The 23,667-nt window shown below is 54.7% G+C and carries 19 protein-coding genes; 7 read left to right on the forward strand and 12 right to left on the reverse strand.

Going from position 1 to position 23,667, the window contains the following annotated elements; all coding sequences use genetic code 11:
• Positions 1-30 precede the first annotated feature (30 nt).
• Positions 31-1,653, reverse strand: a complete 1,623-nt coding sequence (locus tag FFI90_RS16850; RefSeq protein WP_144779669.1) for a methyl-accepting chemotaxis protein — start codon at positions 1,651-1,653, stop codon at positions 31-33.
• Positions 1,654-1,848: 195 nt separating this feature from the next.
• Between FFI90_RS16850 and FFI90_RS16855 the strand changes: the two genes are divergently transcribed.
• Complete coding sequence (locus FFI90_RS16855; RefSeq protein ID WP_144779671.1) at positions 1,849-2,511, forward strand: hypothetical protein; 663 nt, start codon at positions 1,849-1,851, stop codon at positions 2,509-2,511.
• 3 nt (positions 2,512-2,514) lie between these two features.
• Here FFI90_RS16855 and FFI90_RS16860 read toward each other — a convergent pair whose 3' ends face one another.
• Both FFI90_RS16860 and FFI90_RS16865 read right to left on the reverse strand, forming a co-directional pair.
• The gene (locus FFI90_RS16860) at positions 2,515-3,138 is read right to left on the reverse strand and encodes an L-threonylcarbamoyladenylate synthase (protein ID WP_144779673.1); all 624 of its coding nucleotides are present in this window, start codon (positions 3,136-3,138) and stop codon (positions 2,515-2,517) included.
• Positions 3,135-3,506: a BolA family protein gene (locus tag FFI90_RS16865; RefSeq protein ID WP_144779675.1), complete on the reverse strand. Its 372-nt coding sequence runs from the start codon at positions 3,504-3,506 to the stop codon at positions 3,135-3,137. Before FFI90_RS16865 ends, FFI90_RS16860 begins: the two co-directional genes overlap by 4 nt.
• A gap of 281 nt (positions 3,507-3,787) precedes the next feature.
• Here FFI90_RS16865 and FFI90_RS16870 point away from each other — a divergent pair, with 281 nt between their 5' ends.
• From FFI90_RS16870 to FFI90_RS16885, 4 genes are all read left to right on the forward strand, one after another.
• Positions 3,788-5,950, forward strand: a complete 2,163-nt coding sequence (locus tag FFI90_RS16870; protein ID WP_144779677.1) for a DNA topoisomerase III — start codon at positions 3,788-3,790, stop codon at positions 5,948-5,950.
• 114 nt (positions 5,951-6,064) lie between these two features.
• The gene (locus tag FFI90_RS16875; RefSeq protein ID WP_144779679.1) at positions 6,065-6,817 is read left to right on the forward strand and encodes a response regulator transcription factor; all 753 of its coding nucleotides are present in this window, start codon (positions 6,065-6,067) and stop codon (positions 6,815-6,817) included.
• Positions 6,810-8,447 (forward strand): FecR domain-containing protein, encoded by a 1,638-nt coding sequence (locus FFI90_RS16880; RefSeq protein WP_144779681.1) that lies wholly within the window; start codon positions 6,810-6,812, stop codon positions 8,445-8,447. The genes FFI90_RS16875 and FFI90_RS16880 overlap by 8 nt, the downstream gene beginning before the upstream one ends.
• A gap of 33 nt (positions 8,448-8,480) precedes the next feature.
• Positions 8,481-11,048 carry a CHASE2 domain-containing protein gene (locus FFI90_RS16885; RefSeq protein WP_144779683.1) on the forward strand — a complete coding sequence of 856 codons (2,568 nt, stop codon included), beginning with the start codon at positions 8,481-8,483 and terminating at the stop codon, positions 11,046-11,048.
• Between the two features lie 46 nt (positions 11,049-11,094).
• Here the strand turns inward: FFI90_RS16885 and FFI90_RS20360 are convergent, their stop codons facing one another.
• The 5 genes from FFI90_RS20360 to FFI90_RS16910 all read right to left on the reverse strand — a co-directional run bounded on the left by FFI90_RS20360 (position 11,095) and on the right by FFI90_RS16910 (position 18,378).
• On the reverse strand, positions 11,095-11,526 hold the full coding sequence (locus tag FFI90_RS20360) for a fibronectin type III domain-containing protein (protein ID WP_246123646.1): 432 nt from the start codon (positions 11,524-11,526) through the stop codon (positions 11,095-11,097).
• 305 nt (positions 11,527-11,831) lie between these two features.
• A complete protein-coding gene (locus FFI90_RS16895) occupies positions 11,832-12,707 on the reverse strand; it encodes a DUF7281 domain-containing protein (protein WP_144779686.1) in 876 nt (291 codons plus the stop codon).
• Positions 12,697-13,941 (reverse strand): hypothetical protein, encoded by a 1,245-nt coding sequence (locus FFI90_RS16900; protein ID WP_144779687.1) that lies wholly within the window; start codon positions 13,939-13,941, stop codon positions 12,697-12,699. Before FFI90_RS16900 ends, FFI90_RS16895 begins: the two co-directional genes overlap by 11 nt.
• Positions 13,941-14,576, reverse strand: coding sequence for a condensin complex protein MksE (locus FFI90_RS16905; protein WP_144779689.1), 636 nt, complete (start codon positions 14,574-14,576; stop codon positions 13,941-13,943). The genes FFI90_RS16900 and FFI90_RS16905 overlap by 1 nt, the downstream gene beginning before the upstream one ends.
• Entirely contained in the window at positions 14,569-18,378 is a 3,810-nt protein-coding gene (locus FFI90_RS16910; RefSeq protein WP_144779691.1) for an ATP-binding protein, read from the reverse strand. Before FFI90_RS16910 ends, FFI90_RS16905 begins: the two co-directional genes overlap by 8 nt.
• Positions 18,379-18,495: 117 nt before the next feature.
• Here FFI90_RS16910 and FFI90_RS16915 point away from each other — a divergent pair, with 117 nt between their 5' ends.
• A complete protein-coding gene (locus FFI90_RS16915) occupies positions 18,496-19,698 on the forward strand; it encodes an esterase/lipase family protein (RefSeq protein ID WP_144779693.1) in 1,203 nt (400 codons plus the stop codon).
• Positions 19,699-19,714: 16 nt separating this feature from the next.
• On the opposite strand, the gene FFI90_RS16920 is transcribed toward FFI90_RS16915, so the two are convergent.
• From FFI90_RS16920 to FFI90_RS16935, 4 genes are all read right to left on the reverse strand, one after another.
• A complete protein-coding gene (locus tag FFI90_RS16920; protein ID WP_144779695.1) occupies positions 19,715-20,413 on the reverse strand; it encodes a pirin family protein in 699 nt (232 codons plus the stop codon).
• A 108-nt stretch (positions 20,414-20,521) separates the two neighbouring features.
• Positions 20,522-21,352, reverse strand: coding sequence for a DODA-type extradiol aromatic ring-opening family dioxygenase (locus tag FFI90_RS16925; RefSeq protein WP_144779697.1), 831 nt, complete (start codon positions 21,350-21,352; stop codon positions 20,522-20,524).
• A gap of 30 nt (positions 21,353-21,382) precedes the next feature.
• Complete coding sequence (locus tag FFI90_RS16930) at positions 21,383-21,931, reverse strand: NADPH-dependent FMN reductase (protein ID WP_144779699.1); 549 nt, start codon at positions 21,929-21,931, stop codon at positions 21,383-21,385.
• 156 nt (positions 21,932-22,087) lie between these two features.
• Positions 22,088-22,546, reverse strand: a complete 459-nt coding sequence (locus FFI90_RS16935; protein ID WP_144779701.1) for a DoxX family protein — start codon at positions 22,544-22,546, stop codon at positions 22,088-22,090.
• Positions 22,547-22,708: 162 nt separating this feature from the next.
• Between FFI90_RS16935 and FFI90_RS16940 the strand changes: the two genes are divergently transcribed.
• A complete protein-coding gene (locus FFI90_RS16940) occupies positions 22,709-23,608 on the forward strand; it encodes a LysR family transcriptional regulator (RefSeq protein WP_144779703.1) in 900 nt (299 codons plus the stop codon).
• Positions 23,609-23,667 lie beyond the last annotated feature (59 nt).

Below are 23,667 nucleotides of genomic sequence, written 5' to 3' on the forward strand. Positions count from 1 at the left end.
GGGCGGGCCTTTCCTTTAGAGGCCCTCCCGTTAGCTTTTCGCTCTGGTCAACCGGAACTGCTCTATGGTTTCTCTGAGCGTTTCAGCCATCACAAGCAGGTCTCCTGCTATATCAGCCGTTTCCTGTGCATCTGTTGATGCCTGCTCTGCGGAGCGACTGATCTCGATAACGTTCTGATTAATGGCCTCCGACACATCGCTCTGTTCGTTTGCTGCGCTTTCCATCTCCTGATTGAGAGAGGTGATTTCACGCACAGCCGAAGCAATGCTCTGTAGTTCGGATTCCACTTTCAGAATCGCCTCTACCTGATGGCCCGTCATATCCGAGGCATGACGCATGACAGCCACACAATCAACCACCTCGCTTTTGAGCCCGTTAATTGTTTTACGGATGTCTTCTGTAGAAACCTGCGTACGCGCTGCCAGTGCACGAACTTCGTCCGCAACCACCGAGAACCCCCTGCCTTGTTCCCCTGCCCTGGCGGCCTCGATAGCCGCATTCAGCGCCAGCAGGTTTGTCTGATCCGCAATATTGGAGATTTCTTCCAACATAGTTGCCATCTGGCTGGTACGTTGATTAAGGTCTTCTATTCGCCTGGCACCACCCTGCACTTCCGTATTCAGGGCTTCGATACCTTCCACCGCATTACGTGCCAGACGCTCACCGCTATTAGCTGATTCCGCTGTTTCTGCAGACTTGCGAGTGGTGTGATTGGCGTTTTCCCGTACCTGAACGGCCGACGCAGCCATTTCTGTCGTTGCACTGGCAACCTGATCCGTATTGTCCTTCTGTGCCATTACTTCCCGGCCGGTGGTTTCAGCTTTTGCTGCGATACTCCGAGCTGCCTGTTCAACCTGGGCCGCGTTATCCATCACCGTGTGCATGCTTTTGCGGATTTTCGCCATCATGCGATTGAAGGCCAGTGATACCGAGCCAATCTCATCGTTGCGGGAAACATCCAGCTCAATCGTCAGATCGGAGTTTCCGGATATCTCATCCATTCGAACCTGGAGCCGACGTAACCGGGAGAACACCAGCCGGCTCAAGGCAAGCGCGGTCAGGAAAAATACGGCAATAAAAATAACAACCTGAATACCGCCACTGGCCAGCAACTGCTGATGCAGGCGGTCGTCACTCTCCGCGAGGGAGTAATCCACCCGGATTGCACCCAACACATCACCTTCCTGTGCCTGGTGACAACCCAGACAATTAACGCCCTGATAGTCTTCCCGCGCAATAACCGGCTCGATCAGCGTGTAAATGCGACCATCATCGTTGCTTGAATAGCGCTCGATCCGTTCACCCTTCAGGGCTTGCTTATCCGCTGGGTCACGCGTCTGTTCGGCTTTCGTACCGCCGCCGAACATCCCGTTCAGCTGATCACTCCGGATCACCCTTACGTCCAGCACATCCTCCGGAGCCATTACCTTGGCCCGTAACACCTCACGATTGCTGATCGTGCCGGTCACCATCATGGTATTCAGGCCGTCAAAATACGATTTGGCCAAGCCATCCACGTATTTGTGGCTGAACTCCTCCATGTGATCACGCTGGGCACTCGCGCTGTAAAGCACGGTAAACACCAGAATGAGTGAAAACCCGGCTGCCAGAGCTGCGAGTAAAAGAAAACGGATGGAATAGTGTTTTTTCATAATAAACCGGGGTTCCTCAGAGGCTCCCTGTAAGTGACGGCAAAGTGGCGAGTAACTTTACCCATATGCGTCATTTTTTTACTGATGCAGATCAGAATGATGCCTTTCCCTCACGTGGCCCGAAATGTGCTTTATAACGTTTCAACGAGCATTTTTCTGGCACGCCGACTGCGGGCCAACGGAGGACTAAACGCCATGTCACTTCTGACATCCCTGATTCAGGCGAGCACTCGCTTCCAGCAGAGTCTGGAAAAGAGTCCGGCAACGGGAGCCGAGCAACAAAAAACCAAAGGCGCGGGCAGCGCGGAAGCGTTGCAACCCGCAGGCCCCGGCGACGATCGATTCACACCATCGGGAAACACCGTAGATGAAACAGGCCGACTGAAATCACAGAAATTACCACTGGCGGACTACAAGCAAACGGTAGGGCAGGACCTTGCCTTTATCAGGGAAACGCTGCGGCACAAACTTGCCGAATACAACCTGAACCCGGCCTCGGCAATAAGCGTCAGTAAAAACGATAGCGGGAAAGTTGAAGTAGGCGGAAATCTGGCGGAAGAAACCCGCACTCGCATAGAGAATGATCTGAATGTGAACAAGAACTTTACGGATGCTTTCAATCGGCTGAGCGTCAACGAACCGACGTTGCATTTCATGGATAACGCTCTGAAGCTTAACCAGGCCTACGGCGTTAGCAATTCACTGCTGGATACACTGATCAGTGAAAACCAGCAGTTCAACGGCCTGCAGGATCTCGTTCATCGCTACGATACCCTGCGCCGTTCAGCCCCAACTGACCCGTTCGAAGCTGGGGCGAACCGGGGAGCCTACGCTTTCAACCTGAACGCCCGGGCCTGAGCGTCAAACATCAAACGGCGCCGGGTCGCCCTTCCCCACTCGGGTAACCTCTGGCACGTCGCCGGTAAAGTTCACCACCGTAGTGGGCTCCATACCGCAAAAACCACCGTCAATGATCAGCTCCAACTCGTGTTCCAGCGTATCCCGAATGTCATAGGGATCTGTCATAGGGTCCGACTCGCCCGGTAAAATCAACGTGCTGCTCATAATGGGCTCGCCAAGCTCAGCCAACAGTGCCTGAACAATGGCATTATCCGGCACCCGTACCCCAATAGTACGTCGCTTGGGATGTTGTAATCGCCGGGGCACTTCACTCGTCGCATCCAGGATGAACGTGTAAGGCCCGGGCGTGAAGGTTTTCAACAGTCGGTATTGAGTGTTATCCACCTTGGCATAGGTCCCGATGTCCGAGAGATCCCGGCACACCAGCGTAAAATTGTGCTTGTCATCCAGCTTGCGAATCCGCTTGATCTTGTCCGCAGCTGGTTTGTAACCCAAATGGCAACCAAGGGCATAACCAGAGTCAGTGGGATACACAACTACACCGCCACTGCGAAGAATCTCAACAGCCTGCTTGATCAACCGCTTTTGCGGGTTTTCTGGATGAATCTGAAAAAACTGGCTCATGAATGCCCTCCGCTCTGATTTTGAGCGCCTGAAATCGCCGACTGAGAATCCGCTTTGGAACCACCCATACAATCCGGCGATGTGGGCGCAACTTGCCCAGAAGCCTCCCATTCCTCTGGAGAGTATAGATGTAACGCTAACGCATGAACGCCACCGGCCATCTCCAGTTCTTCGGAAAGCAGCTTATAAATAGCCTGATGCCGCTTAACCTTCATCTGCCCGATAAAGGCTGGCGATACCATTGTCACCTTGAAGTGCGTTTCCGAGTTTGGCGGCACACTGTGCTTATGACTTTCGTTCTCAACCAGGAGAATGCTGGCGTCAAACACCTCGTTCAGCTTGGTTTCAATTGTATTCTGCATTTTCATAACCTGATAACTCCCAAAACTTGCTCTATATGCAGTGGCGACACCTCGGAGCACGAAGTGGGTGTGGGGCTGGCCTTTCCAAAACTGTGTGTTGCCAAGGATGGCAACACCAAGCCCCCATGGATGGGTTCACGGCGTGTTTTGGAAAGGCCAGCCCCACACCCACTAACTCCAAAGCAACAGTCTACTACAGAAGGAGCGAGCCCCCGAACCTTGACACCCAACGACCAAACAGCCACATTCCCCTCCCACTCAACCCCGGACAAAACCATACCCGAACCATGCTCCTGTACATCGCCGAAAAACCCAGCCTCGGCAGAGCAATAGCCGCCGCCCTCCCCGGCCCCTACCAAAAAGGCCAGGGCTGGATCCGCTGCGGCACGGGCATTGAAACCGCCACCGTAAGCTGGTGCATCGGCCATCTGCTGGAGCCCGCCGAACCCGCCAGCTACAACCCGGTCTGGAAAACATGGCGCCAGAACGACCTCCCCATGTTCCCCGACAAGTGGCAGGTAACCCCAAAAGACAGCGTTCGCCAGCAGCTCAACGTTCTGGAATCCCTGATCAGGCAAGCAGACACCATCGTCCACGCCGGAGACCCGGACAGAGAAGGCCAACTACTGGTTGATGAAGTCATACGTTATTTCGGCAGCAAGGCGCCGGTAAAACGGGTACTCATCAACGACCTGACTCCAGCCGCAGTTGCGAAAGCCCTTCAGCAGCCCAGAGACAATCTGGAATTTCGCAGGCTTTCACATTCCGCACTCGCCCGGCAGCGGGCCGACTGGCTCTATGGCATCAACCTCACCCGCTTTTATACCCTGAGCTACCAACAACAAGGGCAGAAGGGTGTTTATTCTGTCGGTCGCGTTCAAACACCAGTGCTCGGACTGGTCGTTGAGCGGGACAACTCCATCGAAAGCTTCGAGCCCAAGCCCTACTTCCGCATAGAAGCCCGTTTCAAGGCGCAGGAAGAAGAAGCAGACCAACAATCCTTCACTGCACGATGGCTCCCCGACGAACAGTTCCAGGATTATCTGGACGAAGAGAACCGCCTTCTGGATCGCGCAACCGCCGAGCAGATTGCCGCGAGCGTTCAGAGTCGGCCAGGTTCTGTAGTGGAATCCCGCTTCCGCGACCGGCCCGAGGCCCCGCCTTTACCGTTTTCATTGTCCGCCCTGCAGATCGAAGCCGGCCGTTTGTTCCGCATGGGGGCGAAAGACGTACTGGACACCGCTCAGAATCTTTACGAACAACACCAACTGATCACCTACCCCCGTTCCGACTCCCGGTATCTGCCTGAAGGCCATTTTGCTCAGCGCGAGCAGGTCACTGGTGCAATTGCCCGGGTCCTGCCCGAGCTTGCAGAGGCGTGCGGTAAAGCTGATTTCAGCCGCAGAACGGCTGTATGGAACGACAAAAAGGTTGATGCTCACCACGCCATTATTCCCACCAGCCGCACCGCAGCCAATGGCAAGCTCACTGACGCAGAACAGAAAATTTACGGTCTTGTCAGCCGCTATTACCTGATGCAGTTTTCTGCAGACGCTATACATCGCGAGGGCCGTCTTACCATTCGGGTAACAGAGCACCGGTTTCGTGCCACAGAAACCGCCGTGCTGGAGCCGGGCTGGAAAACTCTGGAACTGAAACTCCGGGACAGCAACAAAGAGACAGAAAAGCCGCCGTTGCCGCGCCTGAACAAGAGTGAGCCGGTATTCTGCGAAGACAGCACCGTAAAAGAGCGCAAAACCCAACCGCCCCAGCACTTCACCGACGCAACCCTGCTATCGGCGATGACGAATATTGCACGATTTGTAACCGATACAGAGCTGCGAAAAACCCTGCGGGAGACAGACGGCCTTGGTACAGAAGCCACCCGTGCGAACATCATAGACACGCTGTTCAAACGGGATTATCTGTATCGGGACAGCCGCCACATCCGAGCGACCGATAAAGGGAAAGCGTTGATCAGTGCGCTGCCAGAGTCTGTCAGCAAGCCAGACAGAACGGCCGTTTGGGAAGCAACCCTGGAAGGTATCCGCAGGGGCGAGGACGACCCCCGGAAATTCCTCGAAACTCTCAAGGCGGAAATTCGCCGGTTCATTGGCCCGGCTGCCGATGCGCCCGATACCGGGCCGCAAAGCAATGCTCCCAATTGCCCAAAATGTCGCGCTCCGATGACCGACAGAGACGGCAAATTTGGCCGTTTTTTCGCCTGCACCCGTTATCCCGACTGTCGTGGAACACGCCCCATTGAGAATGCCGCACCAGAGGACGGAACCGAGCAAAAACCCATCCCCTGCCCCCACTGTTTTTCACCTCTGGTCCGGCGAAAAGGCAAAAAAGGCTGGTTCTGGGGCTGCAGTAATTTTCCTGCCTGCCGACAAACACTGGATGACGACGACGGTAAACCAGCAACCCGTTTACGCAAGTCTACATAACGAAACGGAATGCCATGGTGCATTTTGTGATAATTGGCTGATATGGAAGGGAATCCCCTATCGCGCAGAGTGATACAGGATTGCACCCACACTATTTACTCCAGGAGAGGCGCAATGCGCATTGCTCTGCTTGAAGACCAACAAGAACAGGCGCAGCACATTCAGTCGATTCTGTCTGAGCGTGGCCATCACTGCGACAGTTTCCCCACCGGCCAGAGTTTCCTCAGCGCAGCACTGCACCGCAGCTATGACCTGATGATTCTTGACTGGCAGATTCCGGATATGACTGGTATTGATGTGCTAAAAAGTGTGAGAGCACAGATCAATTGGCCCATTCCCGTGATATTTCTCACCCAGCGTGACAGCGAATCCGACATTGTCGAGGCTTTGGACGCGGGCGCGGACGATTTTATCGCAAAACCTGCGCGTGCGGCAGAACTGGTGGCACGTATCAATGCTCTGGCGCGCCGCGCCAATCCGGATAGTGAAAAAGAAGTCCTTAGCTATGGGCCTTTTGAGGTCAATATCCAGCACAGAACCATTGCACTCCATGGTGAAACGCTCACCTTGACCGACAAGGATTTCGATCTGACCTTGTTCCTGTTTCAAAATCAGGGTCGTCTGCTAACCCGTGAAGTACTTCTTGAACGGGTCTGGGGGCTTACCCGGGATATCAATACCCGAACCGTCGACACGCACATGAGCCGTCTGCGACGTCGATTGGGCCTCAATCCGGAAAACGGTTTCAGAATTAAAACGATTTACCAGCGCGGCTATCGACTTGAGTCCATGCAAGCCACATCCACGAGCGACAACATTGTGGAAACCCAGGCAGCAGATCAGGAAGTGCAAACATCGAATGGCTGAACACCGCACACCGGTTGCTACCAAAGCATTGCTGTTGCTGGCTCTTTTGGCACTGGGCATGCCTGTGTGCGCGGAACTTTCAATTACCCGCGGCTCGGCCACAACGGTCGCAAGTTCAGCCAGCGACGCAGCGCCCCAGTGGATCTATACCCTGAAATCCGGTGAGAGCTTTTCGGAAATTGCCAGCGATCTTCTGGTTAGAAACGTCAGCGCGGGACGGCTGCTTCAATATAACTCTATTGAAAACCCAGCCACGCTTGGAGAAGGCGATCGTATACGCATTCCTCTGTCCTGGCTTAAAAGGCAGCCCGACCCTGCACGCGCCACGTCGGTTTCTGGCAACGTTCACGTGATATCCGGTATTGATGGCCGCAAAAAACCGCTGACCAAAGACACGCTGATACGAGTAGGCGATGAAGTGCTTTCCGCTGCGGGAGCCGCAACAATCACCCTGGCTGATGGTTCAGAAGTACGACTCTCCCCGAACTCCCGGCTGATCTTCAACCGCCTGACACAGTACGGCAAGTCCGGCATGATAGACACGCGGCTAAGACTTGACAGGGGAGAGGTGCACACCCGGGTGAAGCCCGTCATTGAAGGGGGCGCCCGCTTTGAGATTGAAACCCCATCTGCCGTCGCAGCCGTCCGCGGCACCGCATTCTCACTGCAAACCGGGCCTGAGGGCACCAGTTTGCAGGTTACCGAAGGGGTGGTTGATTTCGGCGCGCCGAACCGGACTCAGCGAATTCCTGCCGGCTACAGCGCAACAGTTGCCAGTAACAGCACTCGCGAGCTGAGCATCCGCAGGATGCCACCCGCACCGGAAATCAACCCACTCCCCCCGGTACTTACCCAACTGCCGGCAGAGATGACCTGGAAGCGAGAACCTGCGGCCAACTATCGGCTGGATATCTTCGAAACAGAGAGCGGGCGCTGGGTTGAAAGCCGTGAAATCAACGACAGCCGCTTTGACATCAGCCGCCTGGACAATGGCCAGTATGAAATTCATCTGGCAGCGTTTGATGCGCAAGGTATGGCTGGAATGCCCGGCATACTGCCGATAGAGGTCGATTTGCAGGCCCGCACCGCCAACCTGCTGGAACCAGAAAACGAAGGCAGCGTGAATGACGATATGCCCGAGTTCCGCTGGACTCTGAATGGTGAGAACGAAGTGGCCCGGGTAGAAATTGCCGAAGATGAAGCCTTCCGGAACCTGGTTGCGACCAGTGAATGGGCGCCAGGCACAACCGCCCTGCCTTCCCGCCCGCTGAGCCCTGGCCAGTATTACTGGCGCGTAGTGACAGAAGCTGGCGGAAATTCAGTGGCAACAACGCAGCCACGCAAACTGATTGTAAACGGGACCCTGCCGCCGGTACGCATTATCAGTATCAATTACATCGACAGCCAGGTTCGTGTGTTCTGGGAGAGGGTTGATACCGCTACCAATTACCGGATGCAGCTTGCAGAAGAACCCCGCTTCAACAACATCATAAAGGAAGCTACACTGCCAGATACCACAGCGGCCTTGCGTCTTATTCCCGGAAGGCGGTATTTTGTGCGCCTGAAAGCGCTTTCTGACGGGCCGCTGCAAAGCCGCTGGGGACCAGGAAGGGAGCTGTACCTGGAATAACACTTTGATCGATAAGCACCTACAGCAGGACTCATGACCCGGGATTGGCTGCCAATTAAAACGACTCCGGGGACGCTCGGCCTTACACTCCTGTTGATGTTCGTGCTGGTAGAGACAACAGCACTACCACAACGGATTGATTATTGGCTTCTCGATTCCGTCATGCTCGCCAGCCCAACCGTCGCATCCCGCGATGTAGCGATCGTTGCTATTGATGATATTAGTCTGGCGCAGCAAGGCCACTGGCCCTGGCCACGACGAACCCACGCCGCCCTTATCCATAAACTGCGCCAGGCCGGTGCCGAAACTATCGTATTCGACGTTCTGTTTACCGAGCCCTCTCCGGATGATGCTGTGCTTGAGCGCGCCATGCGAGCCCATGGCAAGGTTGTTCTGCCAGTGTACCTCTCGCCACCAAGCTCACGTTTTATGTTGAGTGAACAGTTTCCTGCAGGTGGCCTGATCTCGGCTGCTGCAGGCCTCGGTCACGTGCACGTTGAACTGGATCGCGATGGTATTGCCAGGGGGCTGTATCTATTGAACGGCATGACGCGCCATCTGTGGCCTGCGCTTTCGCTCGCAGCCTCCGGTGTAAGCTCCAGACAACGCGAACTGAATGGCCTGCCTTCATTTATCAATGTGCGAGATGAGTATCGGATTGTTCCCCTCGCAGGTGGTGCCGGAACACTGCCCACCCACTCCTACAGCGATGTACTGAACACCCCCCCGGCACCACATGTGTTTGGCGGAAAAACTGTTTTTGTTGGCGCCACGGCGGCCGGTATGGGAGACATTCTGCCAACGGCTTTCTCTGGCCTCAGCCGGCCGATGTCCGGGGTGGAATTTCACGCCAATGCATTTTCCGCGAATCAGCAAGGGCTTCTTGTCAAACCGGCCCCTGAATGGGCCGGCATAGTTTTGGCTCTTATCACACTCGTGGCACTGGCGGTTCTTTTGCCACGCATGCGCCCTGCCCGCACACTGATTGCGTGCGCCTTGGCCGGGGCCGCTCTCCTTGGTCTGTCTATAGTGATACTGGCAGCGTTTCAGGTGTGGCTTCCCGTCGCACGTGCGCTGATCATCCCCCTGTTTGCGTTCCCCATCGCCAGCGGCCTGCGCCTGGCCATGACCAATCAGTTCCTCAACCGACAGCTGGATGCGCTGGTTCGCAGCCCCAGAGTGGCACTGCCTGACCCGTCAAAGCGCCCGCCAACACAACTTCTCGAGCATTTTCAGGCACTGTTTCAGCCGCAAGGCTGGATACTGCTGGAAGGCAGCGACATTCTCTCCATTCGCAACCTGAAGTTGGCCGATGTTCCGGTGAACCTGGAACCCGGGCTCTGGAGAAACGACGGAAACCGGAGCTGGATCCAGCTGAACCGCGGCAACAGCTGCTATACGCTCGGCCTGACTCTGCCCAACGATCTGAGCAGGGACGCCATACAGCGTTACCTGCGCCGTCTGAAACTTTCCACCTCCGGCCCTGCAACAAAAAAACTCAGGCCAAGCGAAAATATTTCAGCTCGTATCGAGCGCGTCAAACTGGCCACCGAACGCCTGAATCATATGCAGGAGTTTATCCGCCGCAGTTTTGAGCGCATGCCGGATGGCATTATTGTGACGGATGAACTGGGCATTATCCGTTTTGCCAACGGCCATATTGAAGAATGGTTCGGAGAGCCCATGCCGAGCCTGGGCGGACTTCCTCTGACACGACTTCTTGAAGGTCACGACCCCCGCGAAACCCCGCCTTGGCATGAAACGGTTTCTGAAACCCTCACGCTGCTGCAAAGCCGGACGGTGGATCTCAATATCCGGGATAAGGACTTCCTTATTCATTTTGCGCCTTTCGCTCTTCCCGACAGCAATCAATACGGCATTATTGCCAACATCTCCGACATCTCCGAACTTCGTGAGCAACAGCGCCAGCACCGAGAGGCCATTGACTTTATTTCCCACGATGTTCGTTCGCCATTGGTGTCACAACTCGCTCTCATCGAACAGCTGAAGCGTGACCCCACAAATATTGACCAAAACCAACTGGAACAGCTGGGGCGACTGGCAAGACGAAGCTACCATCTGGCCGAGGAGTTTGTTCAACTCGCGCGCGCCGAGCAACTGACGGAGACCCGCTTTTATGAGTGCGAATTTCTCGCCATTGTTGAAAATGCCCGTGACAGCGTAAGCGAGCAAGCTGTCGAAAAGCACATTTCATTACAGCTTCAAGGTACGGAAGATCTGTGGTTAAGAGGTAATGCAGAACTACTTGAGCGGGCGGTTATCAACTTACTGACCAATGCTGTGCAATACAGCCCTGCAGGCTCAGCCGTGAGCCTGCAGGTTTTCCGTGCGGGGCATCAGGCCTGCCTGACGATCGCAGACGAGGGTTCAGGTATCGACCCGGACGAACTGCCGCACCTGTTTGACCGTTACCGCCGTCAGAAAAGCAGTGAGCTGGCAGGCATTCACGGCACAGGGCTTGGACTGTCGTTTGTGAAAACGGTAATAGAAAAACATCGGGGTGAAATTTACGTGGTCTCCAGCCCAGGGGAAGGCTCATCTTTTACACTTAAACTTCCGATTGCAGATCCGATGCCTTAAAGCCCCTTGCAAGCGGGGCTCATCGACGGCTCTGGAAGAGCATTCGTCAGGATTTAATTTCCTTGTCAACGACCGCGGACGGAGCGCTCAACAAACCGTTGTTATCCTGCACCTGAATTGTGAAGTACCAGTTTCCAACGTCCAGGCCGGTCACTTTATGGGTCATATGGGCATCGACCTGCGCATCGGAAATAACCACCTCGCGATCCAGGTTATCGACGTCCTGACCATAGCGGATAATGTACTTGTCCAGCTCAGCCATTTTGATGCCATCACCGTTGACACGGCTGTCGGGGGCGTTCCAGCTAAGGACCGCAGATTTCTCTCTACCGGAACTATCGGGAAATGTGGGCTGGGAGCTCATTGCATCTGAGCCACTCCCACCAGAGGCCGAGCTTGTACTGGCAGAATCAGAGCCACCGCCGCATCCTGTAAGCAAGGCCCCCAAAGCAAACGCGGCGATCCATGCCTTTGACATTTTAATGACGCGTTTCATATAATTTTCACACCAATATATCGTCGAATTTGTTAAATTCTACAAAACGCGGACGATTGTCGATGTGAAGTCCGTCATCAATAAAGTTAATAAATCGTCAATATTTCGTCAGAAAGCGGTAACAAAGTGACCCGATCATGCGGGTCATTGATTATCCGGCACTTTTTTTTAAAAAAAGTCGTAAAGCGGCTCTTGCAGGAGGGAAAAAAAGTAATAGATGATTTATCGGGGTTGTATTTCGAGGCAAAAGCGATAGCAAACGGATTTGGGATCCATAGCACTCACGTTCAACTAATGAAGCTGTCTGGTGATACCGGCAAACACCCTAAAGGCAAAGCTGTTAAAGCCATTTGTCGCTGTGCCAGATGCTCTTGCATCAACGCCAACTCCTCATTCGCCATATGTTCAGCGATGGCCAGAAGCTCACCAGCGGCTCGGTCTTTCAACCTTTTAAGAGCAACGGACTGTTTGCGATGGGTCTTCGGTTGATTAAACGGTGTATGCCTGCCAAGCTCGCGCCATTTAACGGGCACCAAGGCGCTTCCCCTGCCTTGATCAAGTGCGAGTGCCAGCCCAGCCGGATCGAAATCAAAAAACCAGGCCAGCTTGTCTGCTGGCTGCTTACTGGCAATTGTTGCTACGGAGCGAACATTCTCTCGATGGCCACGGTAGAGAATCACCGAGTCCTTCCAGCAGTCCGGCAGTTGAAGGTCCCCCCAAAAGGGCATAACACCTCCGTTTTCAACGATCACCAGCTTCTGGGACTGAAGATAATCGGTATCCAGACAGTCCGGTAGCACACTGGACACGCTGCCTCGGGGCGTCTGGACGTTTTCGCCGTTGACCCTCACTTTCGCACTACCGGCTGTCGCCAGTACAATCAGGTGACCAAAAACCGAATCACTGCTGAGCTTTTCACTGGCGTTCTGACGGGCCATAGCCATCCGGCCACCGGCGCGGGAATCGAATTGCGGGTCTATCCCATGCTCGGCCTGAACATACTCTCTGAGACGCTGCTTCTCAGCGGCAGTAAAGTGAATCTCTCTGCCGATAATCTGCCCTACTCCATTCTCTGCGCAAATCCGTTCCCACACCTGACTGCGCTTAACCTTTAACCTGGCCGTTTTTAGCAGATGTTCAATAGCAGAAATCTCAGCCGGCATTGTTATGCCTCAGAGTCAGGTCAGAAACCATCAGGTTGTCCGGGTACGTCCGATGCGCCATCTGATGGTAGATCACCTCAATGCATCTCTGGTCTCCGTCCGGCAAAGATTCAACCTCTGAGACGATGGCCTGTAGCCAGTCGGCTTTATCGATCCCCAGGCCTGTACTGGCAAGTGCTTCGGAGGCAAGGATGGTTCCTTCGCCCAGAGCGCCGTCTACGACCAGCTGAATCAGCTCTTCGATGGCTTCTTCTACCGGATCGTCTTCCTCGGTTTCAGTTTCACCCGCCACGTCAAAGCTGACGGTATCCACATCATCCGGAACTGGCTTGCCTTCAGTCTCAACGGGAACGGTTCGGGCCTTTGCAGCAAGCTCGATCAGCTCAAGGTCGTCAGAAGAATCGTAGATATCCCCAAAGCCGCGTATCCGGAAAGGAGCTACCGTATTGAGGAAGTCCGGAACATGCCTTAAATCCAGATGATCGATGGAAGGCTCGAATCCCCGGTGATTAATAAAATGCGCCTCAAAGGCACCCACCATCCGGCTCAGTCGTTGGTCTTCGCGCATGCGCACCAGCATCTTGCGTAGCTGGTTCAGGGCATAGGAAAGGTTCTTCTGCGAGGATTCCAGGGTAGCTGGCAAATGCCTCAGCAACAGGCGCTTAAGAAAGGCGTCGGAACCTGCTTGCTCCGCCAGTTCCGGGATACGAAAGCTCTCGAACAAGGTGATCAGCCGACCTGCTCGCTCAATAACCCGCTCGTTTTCACGAATGCGCAGATTCAGGTCTGTGATGTAGGCAAAGCCGGTATTGATATAGGTCGCGAAGGCTTCCGTAGCATTCCGGATGTCTTCAATCACATCTGCCAGGCATTCCTTGATTTCACCTTCCAGCCGATCGATGTCGCTCAGAGCAGACCGCTTCTTGGCCTCTTTGTATTCCTGGAACAGCTCACTGAGTTGCTGCCAGAGAATGTGTACCTGGGCACTCGCGTAGCGCCGCCTCTCCGACTCGGTGATGTGATCGAGAAACTGAACCAGCACCTTTTTCAGTTGCAGATCTTCTGATTCGCCAATGCGCCACACCAAGCGGTGGTGCTCAAGGGTTTCAATCAAGCCGAGGTTGTCATCCGAATCCGGAATACGGTTGCCATTTTTAAGGTGCGCCTCCAGAATCGCCTCGCCGTATTTGGCCAGAGCCCGGAGCGTGCCGTGAGCGTCTTGAGCGCGAGCCATCAGTGCAGCCTCATCTGCTCGGAATCTGTTTCGTCAGATCCCTGGATACCTTCGTGGGTCTGGATGAACGTCATGGCGTCGTACAACCAGCTCCAACGGCCGGTAGCCCGATAAAGGCTTCCACTGGTGCCAATGGGTTTCAGGTACCCCATTTTCTCGAGACTGGAGAGCACCGCGCGAATCTGTCCTGCGGAATCCGAACGCTTGGTGTGAAATACCTTTTTTTCCGCTAGCGACCTGAGTTTTGATTCCAGCGCCGGTGCCGCCGCGATGCGGTCCAGTATGGCGCCTTCAGAGAGCTTATCGCCGGGTAAAACCGGGCGATCGTTCGCTTCCAGCATCATTACAAGCCGAAGAAACTGCACAAACGCTTCAAGGTTGTTGGCAACGTCCCGGAACTGATGGCGAATCGCATCTTTGGTGTCCGCATCCGAGGTATCCAGGTAGGCACAAACAAAAGCGTCATGAGCGCTGGTCTGGCGAAGCGTTCGGTTGATCTGACCCAGGAAGCGATTCACGGAATCCTGATTGGCCGGCAACAGCAGGTAGTTGTATAGCTCGTCATCACTGACTTCACAGATAACCCGCTCCTGCAGCAGGGCCGTGACGGTTCGCTCGAATAACGGACTACTCATGGCTTGTCACCTCTTCTGCTGCCTGCCCACCTTGGCTAACGCTGGCGAACATCTCCGCATGCTTTCCGTCGCCCTCGGAAGATTCGTAAGTATGAATCCGGCCCTGTTTGAGCGAGATCTTGTTCTCAAAGAACTTGCGCAGGCTTCTGTCCAGTTTCGGGCAGGCCGAGATCATGGTCAGATTGTTGGCTTCCAGCATATCGGCCAGATGGGAAATGTTATTGGGGCTGAGCGTGGCCAGCTCATCAATCGGCCAGGTAATGCGGGTATTGAGATCCGGACACAGGTAGCGAGTAAGACCCATGAACACGGTCATGATTGCCAGATAAGTCAAGCCGGTCGAACTGGCTGACAGGAAATCCGCATCGGTGCGAATCACCACCTGCCGGTCGTTTTCTTTCATCTCCAGACGCATGTCGATCATCGATTCGACACTGTCCTTCACTTTAGCGTCACTCAGGGTGTCCGTTACCAGCTTGAAACGCCTCAAAACTGCATCGCTTGGCAGTGAGCGGCGGTTCATGTGAATCCAGGTTTGCCACTGCGCCACGAATTCCTTCAGGGGCTGCCAGGTTTCGTCCTCATAGATTCTGGGTTCGAGCACAACCTGAATATCGCTAAGGCTTTCAATCTGTTGGTCTGTGTTGATCTTTCGTTTCAGCAGGCTGGAAACGGCCTTCACTTCACGGGCCATCACTTCCAGGCTGTCGAAATACTTCACCAGACTGCCAGCTTCCGACACAAACTGGTCAATCAGCGCATCACGCAACTGGGGTATGTCGGTATCCAGCAACTCCCGCAAATCCGGAACCCGCGCCAACTTGAAGCTTTCTTCATGGTCCAGCACGTCGCCGGTCATCTGGCCGCGCCGATGGGCCGATAGCTTCTGCCAGGCCTGCTGAATCTGGGTGTTGTCATACCGGTTCAGAATGGCGGTAGCCTGATCAAACGTACCCACTACTTCTTTACGCAACTGCTCCAGCTTCTGGTAGGCACCCTGAAGCTCCTGGGTGAGATCGGCGATATTACCCGGGAAGCCTTCAGCGAGTGTATTTCCCTGGAAGTGTTTGAGAACGCCCTCTGCAGCTTCCGTTTGATCCCGCAGCGCTTTGATGGCGCTCTGGTGCTCACCAATCGAGACTTTCAGCCTGCTGTCTTGCTCCTTCCACGAACGCTCTGTTTCCTCGCGCTTTCGAGCCGCAGTCTCGCGCTGCATCCGGGCCTGATTGGCTTGCTCGGTAAGCGCTTCAACCTTGCGCCATTCCTGTTCGCGCCATTTCCGATATCCGCGCACGAGATCTTCCGACGCAACAATTTTTTCGACTGTTTCGGTGAGTTTTGCAAGCGCGTCTCTCGCCTCCTGAACCACCTTGGGGTCAATGCCCTCCTCAGACAGGCGCTGGTCGTATATCTGGCGCTTTTTCCTGAGGCGTATTTTGTAGTCGGTCTCTGCCGACGCAATCAGCTCGTTCTGTTGCTCGATACTGGTTTGAAGCTCGGATTCCTGTTCAGCCCAATGGCCCCGTATATCCAGTATCTGCTGCTGAAAGCCGGATTCAACATCCCGAATACCCTCACCCGTCTGTTCGTCGAAGGCCTTAAGCCTGCTTTGAACCGCTTCCAGATCGTTTGTGATCTTTGCAATCCGGGCTACCTGCGCCTCTTTAACACGCTGGCGCGCATTGGCCAGCTTGTTCTGGGCGTTGCTGCGAGTGCGCTCAACCAGCGAGAACTCTGTTTCCAGCCGATCGGCGGCTGCAGCGCGTTCCTTGTAGGTTTCATGCCGGCGCTGGGTTTCACGCTCGGTTTCCGCCCGCTGTTTGATGGCCACCTGGCGATCTGCGTCTATGCTTCGGCTGCGCTCCTGCAACGCATCTTCTGAGGCGGCAAAATCTGGAATTGACAACGCATCCAGGGCAAGCCGCCAGCCCATAACAGCGTTGCCACTGGCATCAGGATCATGGGTAGGCGTCAGGTCTTTTCTGTGCAGCAGCTGTGGATTAACAACCTTCGCCAGGCGACTGCCCCACTCCGGGTCCTGAGCACGTAGCTGAGAGAGCCAGGTACCATCTTCCGGAGTGATCTGCCTTTGCAACTCGTTAAACCGGTCTTCCAGCTCCTGAACTTTTACGTCCATGTGCTGAACCTGATCCTGAGCCGCTTTCCAGTCGCGATCAGCCTGATCTCGTTTGCGGCCGGCTTCCAGACGATTTTCGTGCGCCTGCGCGACCTGCTCGGACGCTTCCTCGGAAGCTTGCTCCGCAACGGCAATTTCCTGCTGCTCCGCGTCCGTCTGACCCGGACTTTCCTTGAGCGCCGACAAGCGCGCTTGTTCGTTCGTCAGCTCCGACCGCTCTACCGACCGGGCATCTTTGTATTCAGAAAGCGCAGTAACCTGGTTCGTTTTGATGGAATTCAGTTTCAGATCGTATGCGTGCTTCGCAGAGGTAAGCGCGTCACCAGCCTCCCGCAAGCGCTGCTGCCGCTGGGCCTGATGCTTTTCATGCTCGCGCTGGATATTCTGCTTCTCAAGCTCGTACTCGCTCTCAATGGCAGACGCCTTGCCTGTCAGACTGTCGTAATCAGCCTGTACGGTCGCCAGGCGCTGGCGATAATCGGCCAGGTTGTCAAAGCTCTGGGCCAAATCAGACAGGCCATCAGCCTCGTATTTGTCGTTCTGTTGGTGCAGAGCCGCAACTTGTGCATCAAGAGTTTCGAAATCGGCGTTGTGATCAGTAACCTGGCGAGCAAGCTGGCGATCTGTATCCTCAAACTCCGCCCGCCGGTCTGTTCGCTGTGCCTCAAGCCGCTCCTTCTGCAGGCCCAGCTCACTCGCTTTCTCCCGGGCTTCCTCCACGGTAACAAACAAATTGGCGACGGTTTTGTCCGCTTGCTCAAGTATCGCACGGCGTTCCGCATCTTTTCTGAGACATTCACGGATTTTCTCTTCCTCACTCGCAAAGGCAGAAAGGCTCTGTATGTCGGCAATCAGATCTTTGCGATCAATGGCCCGGGGCTTGGCGTGCTGATGGATGTTTTCAAACTGCGTTTCGCAGATCATCGCCTTGAAACTGCTCAGGAGCCGGTGCTTGTTCAACACCACGTGCGTAAGCCGCTCAATGTTGGTCATCTGGGTGTCGCTGTCACCCAAACCGAATTCAGCAGCCAGCGCACGCAGTGATCGGGCATCCGCAGGAAGCCGCTTCAGCAACTTCTGATTGCGCTGGATAATTGCCCGGTAGTTGGTAATCGTATCGATATTTTTGGAGACAGTTGTGCCGCGCCTCCGAAGGGCTGCGAACACGTCATCTGCGCTGGCGCCGGTTTGAAGAAGCTCCTTCACTTCTGACGAGAAGAAGGTTTCCTCGGCTGACCCGGCCACAAACCGGTAACAGGGCTTTCCCTGAGAGTGACGATACATCACAGAACAATAGAGCCCCGTATGGCGCCGGTACTCAAAGATAATAAGGCTTTGGAAGGTGGGCAGGTAATAGTCCAGAAAGGACAGCTTGCCCGACGCTTTGGTTACTATGCGCTCTGGCTCTTCGCCAAAAAAAGCCGGAACAAGCGCCAGCACAGAGGTTTTACCGGCGCCGTTCACACCACCCAGATGCGTTCGTTCACGGCAGTCGATTTTGATGGTTCGTCCCTTCACTTGCTTGAAGGAATGGTGCAGGACGATGCTTTCCAATCCGTAGCTTACAGTCTCGCCAGACAAACTGATTTCCCCTAACGGCAGGTCGTTCTTGATGCACGCAGTATACAGCGAATAGCTCACGGACAAAGCCACGGGACTCGCCATAATATTTACACCGATTGTGCATGCGCTTGAACCTTAGAAATGCGACCTTGTAGTAGGTTGCAACGCATACCCCGTATCCATAAGTCAGAACTGTCTGAGCACGCTGAGGAATGCACAATGGTATCAATCAAGTCGTTACAGGGTTCGGCTCAACTGCTTCTGGATGTTACGGGTGGCGTTACTGACATCGTCGAAAAAATGCATCGCACGATTGCGAGAGAGGTAAATCCACTGAACCGGCTACGGGATCTCACGGGAGAGCCGCCCGAGGTGAAGCGGGGCCAGACCTACCAGATCATTCAGTCCACCACCTCCATGCTGCAACAGGGGCTGCATCGGTCACTTGATGGGCTATCAGCGCAAGAAGAGCCATCACTTTCGCCGCAAAGCGTGAAAGTCGCTGCTGCACTGAACGGAATGTGCGGAGACCATCTGGAAGCCAGCAACAATCCTCTGGCGATCAGCATGCATTTCAGAAACAGTTGTGGCGAGAAAGTGCTCCCTGGCTCAGCAAGTGTCAGCGACAGGATTCCAGACGCCAGCTCTCGGATCGTGGTTTTGGTTCACGGCCTATGTCTCTCTCATGAATACTGGAAAGGACACAATGAAGGGAATCTGGGTACAGAACTACAGCGGGTCCATGGTTTCACTCCGCTGTATCTCAATTACAACACAGGCAGGCATATCTCCAGCAATGGCAAGAAACTGAGCGAGCAATTGCAGCGGCTGATTGAAACCTGGCCGGTTGAAGTTGAGGAGCTGACCCTGATTGGCCACAGCATGGGTGGGCTCGTTATCCGCAGCGCCTGCTGGTACGGCAATGAACTTGATCTGCTCTGGACCAGACGGTTGAAAAATGCACTTTACCTCGGCTCACCCCATCACGGCGCAGCACTGGCCAAGGCCGGACATTTGCTGACCTTCGTTATGAACCAGTTCCGCTACGCCAGCCCGTTCGCGCTCGGCAGGCACACCAGCGCGGGCATCAAGGATCTGCGGCATGGCAATTTGCTCGACGAGGACTGGGAGGGCATCGATCAGGATGACTTTCACCCGGACTATCGCAAACCGATACCACTGCGCGAAGGAACTCGACACTATTTCATAGCCGCGACGATCGGCAAACATATGTCTGATTTCCCAAGCACGATGCTGGGGGATCTCCTGGTTCGGCTCGACAGTGCCAAGGGGCAGCATTCTGATGATTTGAAAAAACTGTCGATCCGCCCGGAAGACTGCCGCGTGTTCGAAAAGCTGAACCATCTGGACCTGCTCGACAATAAAGTTGTGCATGACCAGATCCTGGGGTGGTTAGCCTGAGCAGAGAACTGTTTGCTTATGCCACGTCCATCAGCACAATTTCGCTGTCTTCCTGGGCACTGACCTTCAGCAGTCGTTCGTCGCTGATCGCAACGCCGTCACCGGCTGAAGCTGTCACTCCGTTTATTTCGATCTTGCCGGTTGCTGGCACCAGATAGACCTTGCGCCCTGCAGCGATGTGGTACTCGGCACTCTGACCTGCCGTCAGGGTTGCTGCTACCATGCGAGCATCTGTTCGGATCGGCAAAGCCTCACCATCGCCGGGAATACCACTGGCGAGGGTAACGAAAGATCCACCGCCCTCAGTCTTTGGAAACGGCTTGGTGCCCCAGGTCGGTGGCAGACCGGCTTCATTGGGCATAATCCAGATCTGGAAGATCTGAGTAGCTTCGTCTTCTTCGTTCATCTCGCTGTGCGCAATGCCTGTTCCGGCACTCATCACCTGAACATCGCCGGCCTCAGTGCGGCCCTTGTTGCCAAGACTGTCCTGGTGCGTAATGGCACCTTTGCGAACATAGGTGATAATTTCCATGTCGCGATGCGGATGGCGTGGAAAACCCGAACGCGGGGCAATGGTATCGTCATTCCAGACTCTGAGATTTCCCCAGTGCATGCGATTAGGGTCGTAATATTCAGCAAACGAAAAATGGTGGCGGGTATCCAGCCAGCCATGGTGAGCGCCGCCGAGTTGACTGTGGGGGCGAAGTTCAATCATTGCAGGATCTCCCGTTTAATGTGGCTCGTGGCTGTAAGAACATTCTGTTTTTGCCGTATCAGGACGATCTTTTCAGAACGACCCTCATTTACTTTGCGCTCCACCTGTTCAGCCAAAACGGTGGGCTGAAAGCTGTGTTTTTAACACCTGTTCCGAATAGACCTTCTGGCCAACGTCCTGGCCGGCAGCGCCGGCTACCACCATAAGCGGCATCAGGTGTTCCTCACCGCCCGGCGGATGGCATTGACGGGCACAGGGTGCGTTAGCCCAGTCTAGCAATGCTGCCTGGCGTTGGCTGGGATCGGCCTCAACGGCCTGAGTGAGCCAGTCATCGAAAGCCTCCGAGAGTGGTGTGAAGCTTGCATCACCATAGCCATGCATATTGTGGAAGCTCATGCCACTGCCAATGATCAGTACACCCTCGTTACGCAGTGCCTGCAAAGCCTCTCCGGCGGCCAGATGCGTCGCTGGATCGAGGCTGTTTCGCAGAGCCAGTTGCACCACGGGAATATCGGCATCGGGGAACATCAGCTTCAGCGGTATAAACATGCCGTGATCGAAACCGCGCTGGCTATCCTGACAACTGGTCAGCCCTGCAGCCGTCAACAGACCCGATACACGCTCAGCCAGTTCCGGTGCTCCGGGGGCCGGATATGTAAGTTCATAGGTATGCCCGGGAAACCCGTAGTAATCATAAATCAGCTCGGGTTTTGCGCCCACCGTTACACTGAATTCCGGTGCCAACCAGTGCGCAGAGATCAGCAGGATGGCACGCGGACGGGACGGCAAAGTCGCTACTATCCCCTTCAGGAAGGCGGCCATGCCGCCCCAGGCATCGGGCGGATTCCAGTCCATAAAAAAACAGGGGCCGGCGCCGTGGGGAATAAATAATACCGGCTGAGCGGTGTGCTCACTGAGCGTTCCGGTGGAGCGCGTCATCAACTGAATCCTCCATCTACCACGTAACTTTCAGCCCTTCTGATTAGCCACCCATTGGGTATAGCCTGTCATGTACTTCTGTAGAAAGTTGCGGGTGCCTTCATCAACCAAACGACCATTCTCATCAAAAGCGGTATGCGCAGAGGCCAAGGCAAAATCCGGCGCCAGGTACACCGGCGTCAGGGTTGCCAGCAGAACGTCACGCAGATGAACCTGAGCGCGGGCGCCACCGATAGTACTCATCGAGCTACTCATCACGCCGGTAGGCTTGCCGCATATAACCGACTTAAATGCCGGTCGCGAGGCCCAGTCAATGGCATTTTTCAGTACACCGGGGACGCTGTAATTGTATTCCGGGGTAGCGATCAACAGACCATCGGCACTGGCGATAGCTTCCAGCAAAGCCTGCACCGGTGCTGGCTTGGTGTCACCATCCAGATCGCCGTTGTAGAGTGGCACATCAGCAAGATCGAACACTTCGATTGATGTGTCTTGATCGACAAACTCTGCAACCGTTTTCAGTAGCTGGGTATTGAAGGAACCTTTACGCAAACTGCCGCTAATGGCCAATATCTTCATTGCTCTTTCTCCTTTGGATCAATCTGATCCTTTAAATGTGTTGTTTGGTACTTTTTGCACCACTCAATCATGGTAAACAATTTCTGGTGAAAGGCCTCATGCTGACTACTGTGTGTGAAGACGCTGGCAGATTGCCATGCGGGCATTGATAATGGGTTAGATTTTTGAGAGTGGCAGGCGCTTCAGCAACACCCTGTCCAGTGAAAACCGTCCAGCGCCCTGAATGGCGAGAGCCAAGGTCACCACGAACAGGGTCAAGGCAAACTCGTAGCCATTGTTAGCCATGAAGAGTCCGTTACCAATGTGCACAGCGAAAATTGCAACCAGCATGGCAAATGCCGTAACCAGTGCAGCCGGACGCGTCAACAGACCCAGCACCAATGCCAGTCCACCGAAGAACTCCGCAACGCCCGCCATCAAAGCCATCAGATAGCCCGGCTCCAGGCCAAGGCTGGCCATCCACTGCCCGGTTCCTTCCAGACCATAGCCACCGAACCAGCCGAAGAGTTTCTGCGCGCCATGTGCCGCCAAAATCAGACCAACCGGTACCCGAAGAATCAGCGACGCGTAACCGCCGTTGGAATTGAACAGTGCTTGTGCAAGTTTGGAGTTCATAATAATTCCTCGAATAGTGACCTGTTGGTTTCCTCCTGAAGCTGTGCTCCAGATGATGAACCTACTTTACTATCGCCTATCCAGAAGAATAAGATGGCAACCATTGGTTCACTATCAACAATTTGTTGATAATTGAAAAGTTTACAAAGCCAGGATGAACCTATGGATCGTATCGAGGCCATGCGCGCCTTCGTTACAGTGGTGAATGAAGGCGCCTTCACCCGCGCTGCCGACAAGCTCGACATGTCCCCACAGCTGGTCAGCAAGTACGTTTCCCAGCTTGAGCAACACTTGGGTGTACGCCTGCTCAATCGCACTACCCGGCAGATTCACCTGACTGAGGCGGGCACCAGCTATCATCAGCGAGCGCAACAGGTGCTGCACGACATTGATGACATGGAGAGCCAGATTGGAGACCTGCAAACCGAAGCCAGGGGCGTGCTACGAATCAGTGCGCCTGTATCCTTCGCTATCCGCCATATGGCGCCATTGCTGAGCGAGTTTCAGAAGGCTCACCCGGGCGTAGGCATCGATTTGCAGCTGAACGATCGGAAGGTAGACGTGGTTGAGGAGGGGTTCGACGTCGTCCTGCGGATCGGCCACTTGAAAAGCTCTTCACTGATCGCCAAACGGATTGCACCGATTCGGATAGTGGTGTGCGCCTCACCTGCATACCTCAAACAAAACGGCACTCCGCAACACCTCGAAGATCTTCAGGGCCACCGTTACCTGCGTTACAGCTACATCGAGCTGGACGCCAGTCAACCCCTACATCGGTGGCTGCAAAACAACGGCCAGAACGACAGTAACGGTATGACCAGCAACAACGGGGATGTGCTGGTCGAAGCCGCTATTGCCGGAGCAGGGATCGCCTTGCAGCCTACGTTTATCTCAGGCCCGGCAATCAAGGAAGGAAAGCTGCAGGTTATTCTGCAGGAGTACGAACCCGAAACCATGGGGCTCTACGCGGTGTATGCACACCGACAGCTGTTGGCGAGCAAGGTCCGGAGTTTCGTTGATTTTATCGATGGTTACTTTGGCAATCCGCCCTACTGGGATTGAGTTCAGCCTTCTTTTGTTGGTCGATTTCTGCGGCCGGTAATCCACGCTTCCTCGCTTAC

Origin of the sequence: Marinobacter maritimus (genome assembly GCF_007671675.1) — a bacterium.
Taxonomy (GTDB): Bacteria; Pseudomonadota; Gammaproteobacteria; order Pseudomonadales; family Oleiphilaceae; genus Marinobacter; species Marinobacter maritimus.

Bases quoted from the DNA above. Each gene is read 5' to 3' on its own strand.
- FFI90_RS16850 (WP_144779669.1), bottom strand. From the start codon at position 1,653: ATGAAAAAACACTATTCCATCCGTTTTCTTTTACTCGCAGCTCTGGCA.
- FFI90_RS16855 (WP_144779671.1), top strand. From the start codon at position 1,849: ATGTCACTTCTGACATCCCTGATTCAGGCGAGCACTCGCTTCCAGCAG.
- FFI90_RS16860 (WP_144779673.1), bottom strand. From the start codon at position 3,138: ATGAGCCAGTTTTTTCAGATTCATCCAGAAAACCCGCAAAAGCGGTTG.
- FFI90_RS16865 (WP_144779675.1), bottom strand. From the start codon at position 3,506: ATGAAAATGCAGAATACAATTGAAACCAAGCTGAACGAGGTGTTTGAC.
- FFI90_RS16870 (WP_144779677.1), top strand. From the start codon at position 3,788: ATGCTCCTGTACATCGCCGAAAAACCCAGCCTCGGCAGAGCAATAGCC.
- FFI90_RS16875 (WP_144779679.1), top strand. From the start codon at position 6,065: ATGCGCATTGCTCTGCTTGAAGACCAACAAGAACAGGCGCAGCACATT.
- FFI90_RS16880 (WP_144779681.1), top strand. From the start codon at position 6,810: ATGGCTGAACACCGCACACCGGTTGCTACCAAAGCATTGCTGTTGCTG.
- FFI90_RS16885 (WP_144779683.1), top strand. From the start codon at position 8,481: ATGACCCGGGATTGGCTGCCAATTAAAACGACTCCGGGGACGCTCGGC.
- FFI90_RS20360 (WP_246123646.1), bottom strand. From the start codon at position 11,526: ATGTCAAAGGCATGGATCGCCGCGTTTGCTTTGGGGGCCTTGCTTACA.
- FFI90_RS16895 (WP_144779686.1), bottom strand. From the start codon at position 12,707: ATGCCGGCTGAGATTTCTGCTATTGAACATCTGCTAAAAACGGCCAGG.
- FFI90_RS16900 (WP_144779687.1), bottom strand. From the start codon at position 13,941: ATGGCTCGCGCTCAAGACGCTCACGGCACGCTCCGGGCTCTGGCCAAA.
- FFI90_RS16905 (WP_144779689.1), bottom strand. From the start codon at position 14,576: ATGAGTAGTCCGTTATTCGAGCGAACCGTCACGGCCCTGCTGCAGGAG.
- FFI90_RS16910 (WP_144779691.1), bottom strand. From the start codon at position 18,378: ATGGCGAGTCCCGTGGCTTTGTCCGTGAGCTATTCGCTGTATACTGCG.
- FFI90_RS16915 (WP_144779693.1), top strand. From the start codon at position 18,496: ATGGTATCAATCAAGTCGTTACAGGGTTCGGCTCAACTGCTTCTGGAT.
- FFI90_RS16920 (WP_144779695.1), bottom strand. From the start codon at position 20,413: ATGATTGAACTTCGCCCCCACAGTCAACTCGGCGGCGCTCACCATGGC.
- FFI90_RS16925 (WP_144779697.1), bottom strand. From the start codon at position 21,352: ATGACGCGCTCCACCGGAACGCTCAGTGAGCACACCGCTCAGCCGGTA.
- FFI90_RS16930 (WP_144779699.1), bottom strand. From the start codon at position 21,931: ATGAAGATATTGGCCATTAGCGGCAGTTTGCGTAAAGGTTCCTTCAAT.
- FFI90_RS16935 (WP_144779701.1), bottom strand. From the start codon at position 22,546: ATGAACTCCAAACTTGCACAAGCACTGTTCAATTCCAACGGCGGTTAC.
- FFI90_RS16940 (WP_144779703.1), top strand. From the start codon at position 22,709: ATGGATCGTATCGAGGCCATGCGCGCCTTCGTTACAGTGGTGAATGAA.